2 protein-coding genes are annotated in these 10007 nt (G+C 38.3%); both read right to left on the bottom strand.

Translation table 11 applies throughout. The annotated features are described in order from the left end of the window. Positions 1 to 132: 132 nt before the first annotated feature. Positions 133 to 1923 carry a BspA family leucine-rich repeat surface protein gene (locus RQM59_RS04345; protein WP_349240855.1) on the bottom strand — a complete coding sequence of 597 codons (1791 nt, stop codon included), beginning with the start codon at positions 1921 to 1923 and terminating at the stop codon, positions 133 to 135. A 310-nt stretch (positions 1924 to 2233) separates the two neighbouring features. Beyond that, on the bottom strand, positions 2234 to 9697 hold the full coding sequence (locus RQM59_RS04340) for a BspA family leucine-rich repeat surface protein (RefSeq protein ID WP_349240854.1): 7464 nt from the start codon (positions 9695 to 9697) through the stop codon (positions 2234 to 2236). Between the last annotated feature and the right edge of the window lie 310 nt (positions 9698 to 10007).

Below are 10007 nucleotides of genomic sequence, written 5' to 3'. Positions count from 1 at the left end.
CCAACCCTAAAAAAGGTCTTATGTAGTACAGGGTCCTTTTTCTGTAACAAAAGGACTCTGTACGGTAACTAAAATTTTCGATTTTTTAGATTTTATGGGTCATCCAGGGAATTTTTCGATTGAGACAAGATGTTAAAATTGAACTCCATTTCCTATAAAAGGAGCTAACATTTGAACGATATCTGTCGTCTGCACCTGGCCGTCCATATTAGTATCTGCAGCAGAATAGCCGGATTTCCCTACTTCCTCGAAAGCTAATATCAGATCCTGTGTATTTATTTGTCCGTCTCCGTTAATATCTCCGCACATTAATGTGTGTACATTCCCGGTAGTTTTATGCATCGCAGTCGTGCCTCCATAGACATTATTTCCATTACTAAAATCTATAGAAGTCGCAGTCGTGGAGTTGAGATCCATCGTATTATGTGTCATAATGGGTACGTGCGTTCTGTGTTTTAGCACTATATAATAGGTATCTATAGCTGCTTCAATCCGAAATACCGATATTCCATCTAACGCAACAACGTCTCCATCTCTTTGCAATAATGCAGATGATTTTGAAATGATCGTATTCTTATCATTCTTATCGCGTAACTCAACAAAAACCCAATCTACAATAGCATCATTACCAGTTACCTGCAGAATCTCTTCTTTAATCGTTGTTCCGTCAGCATAGGGCGATGTCAAAGGAATATGCACTCTTAAATCATCTCTCATCAGGCCTGATGCTTCATGATGTGGTCCCTGTAAAAATGCCTTGATCTCTACCATAAGCTCTGGAGCGGATACCGGGCATTCATAACCTGTATCTCCGGTAATATTCCAATAATAAGAGTTCGTAAGTACATATCTCGCATCCTGTCCATCACAAAAACTCGTCGGAGGAGCACCAAAATTTAGCCCTATTCGTGTATTTGTAGTAGACCATCTTGTCAATAATTTATCGTAATTCTGAGTACTATACCCGCTTGCGCCAATTAAGAAACTGGTCATGTTATGTACATTGGGAAAGTGCCAATGACTAATGTCCTGATCAAAAGCTGTTGCATGATTAAACATATGCGATAAACTGGTAGCCCGTTGCAGATCCCAATTGCCTAAACGACCATTAAAGGAACTTGCTCCAGAGAACATATACCTAAAACTCTGAACATTGGATACATTCCAATGATCTAAATGTTGATTAAAAGCAGTTGCATCTTTAAACATGCTCGTCATATCAGATACGTTACTGGTGTTCCAACTGTTCAAATCTCTGTTAAAACTAGTAGCATTGTTAAACATCTGCCACATATTGGTCACATTGGAAACATTCCATGTACTAATATTGCCATTGAAAGACCTTGCATTTATAAATGTGCCTCTCATATTGGTTATATTGGATACATTCCATGTACTTAGATCTTCCTGACCTAAAGATGTTGCGTTTACAAACATAAAGGCCATATCCCTTACATTACTTAAGTCGGGTGCACCGGCAGAAGCGGATATTTTCAAATTACGACATCCATTAAACGCACTTCTCATGGAACTCCATTTAATATTGGTTCCCCATTGATCTATTCGAATTAATTTCTGAGCATCATATCCTCCATTAAAAGCAAAGCGCAATTGTTTGTTATAGTTATAACTTCCCGGAGCAATTCGAATTTGATAGATTCCTGGATGTGTAAAGGTAATTCTCTGCGCACCTGTCAGATTCACCAATGATTTAGACGTAGCATCAACCTTTTCGTAGACACCATCACCATCTGCATCTATTTCCACGTCATAGGTTCCGTCATGTATTGGTAAAATAATTGAGCTATTTCCTGGGTCCTCTATTTCTGTGTTAAAGGTTGCTATAAAATCTTGTGTTTGACCCCAAGTCGAAAAACTTGTTATAAGTAGTGAAAGCACCACTACAGACCTAAATCCTCTCATTATAAATTTTAGTTTTAGTACTTAAATTTTAAAATAGCTGTGCTATTTTTTAAGCAGCTATCATTTTATAAGAGGGCGTGCAAATGTTCAAATTTTTATTTCAATTATAAGGCATAGAGAGTCATTATGTAACATGCGGCTATTTTTTGGTAATAGACATTGCAAAAATTTAAAAACAAGGTATTTACGTATGGATATATCTTTCTAAAAAAGAGGAAACATCTGTATGCATTTCGTCAAATTTATGTCTAGGAACATGTAGTGCGATTGAATTACACGACTACATGTTTGCTTACACTCCATTCTTTTGCTAAAATTGTTTCCCTTTTCCTAATCCTTTCACCAACACATTGATCATATCTGCTGTTTGGGTTTGACCGTTCAAATCGAGATCACGAATTAAATATCCCGGAAGACCTATGGATGCAAAGCCTAATATGAGATCAGCTGTATTGATTTGCCCATCTCCATTCAAATCTCCGCCAAAAGTTGCGTGCTTTCCTCCACCTATATCATTCATAAAATTAGCTCCACCTCTAACATTGGTACTCACTGTTAGATCTATACTGGTTGCCGTGCTACTTAAACTATAAGTAGCATCCGAAGCTATAGGGAGATGACTTCTATGATCAACTACTATATAGTAGGCATCTGCATCCGCTACAATACTTAATGGCGATACGCCATCGGTAGCCACAATATCTCCATCACGTTGCAATAGACCGGAAATACTATGTAACACCGATGTGATGTCGTTCTTATCTCGTAACTCTATCCACACCCAATCTACAATAGCATCGTTTCCGGTAACATCAAAAACAGCTGAGTTTGCTGTCGCACCATCAGTATGCGGGGTGTTGGTAGGCAAATGTGTCGATCCTAAAGAAGCTTGCATCATACTTGAAGCCGATTCATAAGGGCCATGAAGGAATAATTTAATATTTAGGACCACACTGGTCTGAGGGCAACCTTCACCCAAATCTCCATTGATGATCCAATTATTCGGAGAACCTATCAAGCTGGCTCTACTGGAGGAACCTGCACAATAACTTACCGGTGGAGCACCAAAAGTAACACCTGATTGTAACGACTGTCCCACCCAGTTCAATAATAACGTATCATACAGATCACTATTAAAGCTAGTAGCTCCAGTAAGGAAATCCGTCAGATTGGTTACGCTAGAAATAATCAATGAACTCAGATCTTGATTGTATGCTGTTGCGCCATTAAACATGCTTTCCATGTTGTTTGCATTGACTGTGGACCAGAGACTTAAATCTCCATTAAAAGCAGTAGCTCCTGCAAATAGGAAAGACATGTTGAAAACAGTACTTACATTCCAGTTAGCAATATTTCCATTAAAGGAAGTAGCATCTTGAAACATTCCGGACATATTTAAAACTTTTCCAGTATTCCAGGTATTAAGATCCTGATGAAAAGCAGTGGCTCCTCTAAATAACTCTTGCATATTGGTAACGTTAGCCACATTCCAACTACTAATATTCCCATTGAATGCCACAGCATTATTAAATGTACGTGTCATATTGGTTACTTTAGAAACATTCCAGGAATTCAGTGATTGATTGAACATTGTAGCTCCCTGGAACAGTTCGAAAAAACTAGTTACATTGGAAACGTTCCAGGAATCTAAGGGTTGATCAAAAGCAGAAGCGTTTGCAAACAGAGATTCTATAATAGTTACCTGGGAAACATTCCAGGAATTTAGGTTCTTATTAAAAGTAATTGCTCCGAAAAACATTTGTTTCATATTCGTAACTTGGCTTGTGTTCCACACACCAATATCTCCGTTAAATGCAGCCGCATTCATAAACATGGACTCCATGTTGGCAACATTACTTGTATTCCAAGTACTTATATTTCCATTAAATACGGTAGCACCGGAAAACATACCGGTCATATTGGTTACTTTAGAAACATCCCAAGCATTTAGATTCTGATTGATAGAAGTGGCTCCATTAAACATCTGCGACACGTTGCTCACATTAATTAACAGAGGAGCTCCGGCTGCAGCATCTATATTCATATTAGAACAACCTTGAAAAGCTTGCTCCATCGAAGTCCACACGATATGATTTCCCCAACTATTAATGGTTGTCAATTTCTGTGCACTATTACCATTCGCATAGGCAATTCGTAATTGATTGCTTGTATTTCCCGCATTGGGTCGAATACGTATAGTATATATTCCCGGGTTTTCAAAAGTAATGGTTTGTGTGCCCGTCAAGCCATCTAAACTTAAAGGTGTGGTGGCAAAATCGGAATCGCCATATAAATTATCATTATTAATATCTACGTCATAGGTACCGTCACTTATTGGTAAGACGATGGTTCTATTTCCTGGATCTCCCGCTTCTGTATTCACCGTAATTGTAAAATCATTTGCACAAGACTCTCCCTGATCTCCGGAAAAACTCCAACCATACCCTTGCAGGGTTACTCTTGCAGCACTTCCTGCGCAATAGGTGGTCGGTGGAGCCATAAAATTACGATTTGATGATGATCCTAAAGCCGCCCACCCTAACAATAATCTATCATAATTATCTGAAGAAAAACTAGTTGCGCTATTAAACATATTCGCCATATTATCTACATTGGTCACATTCCAATTACTAATGTCTTGATTAAATGAAGAGGCTATATTGAACATTCCATACATATGCGTTGCTGCTGATACATTCCAATTACTGATATCCTGATTAAAAGTATGCGCATTGGAAAAAACAAACCCCATATTTGTTACACTAGACACATCCCAATTACTGATATTTCCATTAAAAGCATTAGCAGCCCCGAATAAGGCAAACATATTGGTTACAGTGGATACATTCCATGAATTTAGATCTTGATTTATCACCCTAGCTTCACGAAACATACCTTGCATATTGGTTACCATACTTAAATTTGGAGCACCAGCATTTGCTGCTATGTTCATATTCTCACATCCATAAAAAGCATTTAACATGGAGATCCACACAATGGCATCCCCCCAATGGTCTATACGCGTCAATTTTAAAGCATGTACGTTGATGTTGTTAAAATACACCTGCATTTGTTTACTACTATTGCTAGTATTCGGGCGAATCCGTACCGTATAATCTCCCGGAGTGGATACATCTATATAATGCGCTCCGGATAAATTAGTAAGCACTTTTCCGCTATTGTCTTTATCTCCATAAATACCGTCGTTATCTATATCCACATCATAATTCCCGTTAAAAAGAGGTAGGTAAAAAGTATCGGTATCCGAGCTGATTCGTGTATCGAAAGTCAATGTAAAGTCTTTACAAGAGGCAGTTCCTGAGTCTCCTGAAATGGTCCATCCGGCTGCACTTAATGCATTTCTTCCTGCCTGACCATTGCAAAATGTTGTTGGTGGGGCACCAAAAGTAACGGAACTTTTTACACTGAGTCCAGACCACGCAGTTAATAAAGCATCGTAATTCACAGAACTAAAACGAAGAGCACTTGTAAACATAGCATCCATTTCAGTTACGTTTGATACATTCCAATTCGAAATATCCTGATTAAATAACACAGCGCCATCAAACATATTATTCATACTGGTAACCTTAGAAACGTCCCATGCATTAAGATTCTGATTAAAGGAAGTGGCATTTTGGAACATACTCGGCATATACGTTACATTCATAATATTCCAACCACTGACATCACCATTAAAAGCGCTGGCATTTGCGAACATAGATGCCGTGCTAATAACATTCGAAACATTCCAGGTACTTATATTTCCGTTAAAAGCAGTTGCACTACTAAACATATTTGTCATAACTGTTACTGTTACCGTATTCCAGTTATCCAAATTTTGATTAAAGGATGTGGCTCCTAAAAACATAGAAGTCATAAATTTCACTTTTGAAGTGTTCCAGGAGTCCAATGGTTGATTAAAAGAAGTAGCTCCTTCAAATATAGAAGTCATATTCGTTACATTGGAGGTACTCCAGGTATTAATATTTTGATTAAATGCGGTAGCTTCATTGAACATATTGCTCATTCTGGTCACACCTGCAACATTCCAGGAACCAATGTTTCCATTGAAAGAAGTGGCCTGTCTAAACATACTGAACATGTCGGTTACATTGGCCGTATTCCAGGAATTTAATGGTTGGTTAAACGATGTAGCTCTCCAAAACATGTATGACATATTTGTAACGCTAGAAACATTCCAAGCATTCAACGGTTGATTAAATGAACTAGCATTATAGAACATAAAACTCATATTTGTTATATTGGAAACATCCCAATGACTAATATCCTGATTCAAAGAAGCGGTACCGTAGAACATTACAGACATATCGGTAACCATACTCAGATCCGGTGTTCCTGCGCTCGGAGAAATGTTAAGGTTACTACAGTTGTAAAATGCACCATGCATGGATGTCCAGACAATACTTTCTCCCCATTTGTCGATACTGGTTAGTTTTTGAGATTGATTGCTTCCGTTATAGAAAATACGCAATTGATTGTTGGTATTGCTACTGTTCGTGCGAATACGAATGGTATATACACCAGCACTAGCGAACGTAATTGTTTGTGTTCCTGTTAAATTATCCAAGAAAAGTGGTGTTGGTGCAGAATCGGTATCTCCATAGATTCCATCATTATTGATATCTACATCATAAGTACCCTCGCTTATGGGTAAGATAATAGTTGTATTGCCAGCATCTCCCAATTCCGTATTGAATGTTAGTATCATTTCCGGACATGACTGCCCTAAATCTCCAGTAATGGTCCAATTGTGATTGGAAACCAGATCAATTCTCCCATCTGCACCACTACAATAGGTTTTTGGAGGCGCTTGAAAAGTGACTCCTGGCTGTAGTGACAACCCTGACCAACTAGTCAATAATGTATCATAATTGTCTGATGAAAAACCCGTTGCATTTGCAAACATGGAATTCATACTGGTAACTGCTTCAATATTCCAACTGCTAATGTCTTGATTAAAAGGTGTAGCCTGAAACATTCTTCCCATATCTGTTACTACAGAAACGTTCCAGGAGCTTATATCCTGATTAAATGAGGTATTTGCCAGCATTCCTTCCATGTTGGTTACCTTAGCCGTGTTCCACGAGCTAATATTCCCATTAAAAGCACTAGCCACTTGAAACATGTTGTTCATGTTCGTTACATTAGAGACATCCCAGGAATTTAAATTTTGATTAAACATACTGGCATTCGAAAACATGGCTTTCATAGTAGTGACATTAGAAACATCCCATGCATTCAAATCTTGATTAAAAGATGTTGCACTTATAAAAACTCCATGCATATTCGTTACATTCGATACGTTCCATGCACTAATGTCTTGATTAAACGTACTTGCCGCCGTAAACATAAAGCTCATACTGGTCACCATACTCAAATTTGGCACTCCGGCATCGGCTGCTATGTTCATATTTGAGCATCCCCAAAATGCATTTTCCATGGAAGTCCATACAATTTCAGTGCCCCAACTATCAATGCCGAGTAGTTTTTTTCTACCGGCACCTGTAGCATATGCTATTCTCAACTGCTTGGTGGTATTCGTACTATTTGGGCGAACTCTAATGGTCTTATTTCCTGTGGATCCAAAATCAATCGTTTGGGTTCCTGTCACATTTAGTAGTGTACCGGCATCTGTATAATCTCCATCATTATCAATATCTACATCATAAGCACCAACAATGATAGGTAGAACAATCTCTGTGCTCGCGGGATCGTCCATTTCTGTATTGAATGTAAGTACCAGATCCGGACAAGATAGTCCTGTATCTCCGGAAATTACCCAATTGTTAGGTGAACCTGTTAGCGTATTTCTTGCCGTAACGCCGTCACAGTAACTCGTTGGCGCGGCTCCAAAAGTAACACCAGGTTGCACTGTTTGAGCTACCCAGCCTGTCAATAATTTATCGTAGTTCTCTGTACTAAAATTGGTTGTACTAGCCAGTAAGCCAGTCATATCTGTAACCGCTTCTATATTCCAACTGCCCATATCCTGATTAAATGCTGTAGCTCCTGCAAACATGTACGGCATTACCGTTACACTTGAAGTATTCCAACTACTAATATCTCCATTAAAAGATGTGGCATTACCGAACATCGAAGTCATATTGGTGACACTTCCGGTATCCCAGGTGCCAATATTTCCGTTAAAGTTAGTAGCACCTGCAAACATGGCAATCATTCCCGTTGCTCCTGAGACGTTCCAACCACTTAGATCTTGATTAAAAGCCGTTGCATCGTTGAACATATAGCCCATATTACCTACTATGCTCGATGTATTCCAGCTACTAATATTCCCATTAAAGGCACTTGCCTTCTGAAATATATTATTCATCGCCGTTACTTTAGAAACATTCCAACTACTTAGGTCTTGATTAAACACTGTAGCGTCGCTAAACATCGAATTCATTAAGGTAACATTGGATACGTTCCAAGAACCAATATTTTGATTGAACACAGGAGTTAAACGAAACATAGCAGCCATTCCTGTTACACTCGATGTGTTCCAAGTACTTACATTACCATTAAAAGCACTTGCTTGATTAAACATATAGTTCATATTGGTAACCTTCGAAACATTCCAAGTGTTCAAATCCTGATTAAATGCAATCGCATTGGAAAACATATTGGACATGGTTGTGATATTACTCGTATTCCAACCTCCTATGTTCTGATTAAAAGCCACAGCACCGGCAAACATATAGGACATGTTTGTAACATTGCTCGTGTTCCAACCTCCTATATTCCCATTAAATACTGTGGCATTGCCAAACATCGATATCATCTCTGTGACACTGGACACATTCCAGGAGTTTAGATCTTGATTAAAAGCAGCGGTCTGTCGAAGCATATAGGACATATCAGTAACATTTCCCACATTCCAACTATTTAAAGGTTGATCAAAAGCAGAAGCCTGACTGAACATCGAGCGCATACTAGTAACACTAGCTGTATTCCAGGTACTGATATTTCCATTAAATACCGGTGCTTCTTCAAACATCGCGGTCATGATCGTTGCACTAGAGGTATTCCAGGAATTCAAGTTCTGGTTAAAGGCCGGGTTTTTATAAAACATCCAACCAAAATGTGTCACTTTTGAAACATCCCAGCTATCTAGTGGTTGATTAAAATTCGTCTCAGAAAACATTCCGATCATGTTCGTTACATTCGAAGTGTTCCAGGTACTTACATTGCCATTAAAAGCTGTAGCCCCTACAAATAACGAAGCCATATTGGTCACTGTAGATGTATTCCAACTACTCAGATCGCTGTTTAAACTACTCGCTCCAGCAAACATACGGTTCATTAAGGTCACTAAACTTAGATTCGGAACTCCGGCTGAAGGGCTGATGGTCAAATTAGAACAGCCCTCAAAGGCATTAGCCATAGAGGTCCAAACAATGGATGTTCCCCAATTATCTATACTTACCAGTTTTTCCGCGTCATTGGCATCAGCATATGCAATACGCAAAACACCAGTCGAGTTTGTCGTAGCATTAGGTCGAATACGAATGGTTCGGATTCCCGGTATAAACCCACCTATGTTGATCGTTATTGTATTTGATTGATCAAGCAGGTCGAAACTGCCATTATTATCTGTATCGACATCATAGGTCCCAGCACTCATTGGCAGAATAAATGATGTTCCTGCGGTACCTTTTGATGTATCAAAAGTTAGTGTTAATTCTTGTCCCCAAATAGTACCATTCACAAACAGGAAAACAAGGATAAATAAGCATTTGTTTTTTCTCATTTTAGAGGGGATTATGTCGTTACTCTTTTCAAAGGGAAGAGTAGTATATCTCATCTAAAATGACCATTTCTCCACCCTTTCTAACAAAGTTCCCAGTTATTTATTCCAAACCCTATAGGAAACAATACTTATGTAATACAATGTGTTTTTATTGTTACAATTAATTATAAAATCGTAACAAAACGGTCTGTTTTGATATATTTTTTATACTTTTTATATTAAATTATTGAGGAAAAACTAACAAAAAACGCAATTTTATACACAAAACGCATTTATTTAACTATTACATAAAAACACCAGTATATTACAT

The organism is Asprobacillus argus (assembly GCF_032248395.1).
GTDB classification, from domain to species: Bacteria; Bacteroidota; Bacteroidia; order Flavobacteriales; family Flavobacteriaceae; genus Polaribacter; species Polaribacter argus.
Note: the sequence above shows the minus strand (reverse complement) of the source record. Positions and strands in the feature narration are given on the sequence as shown.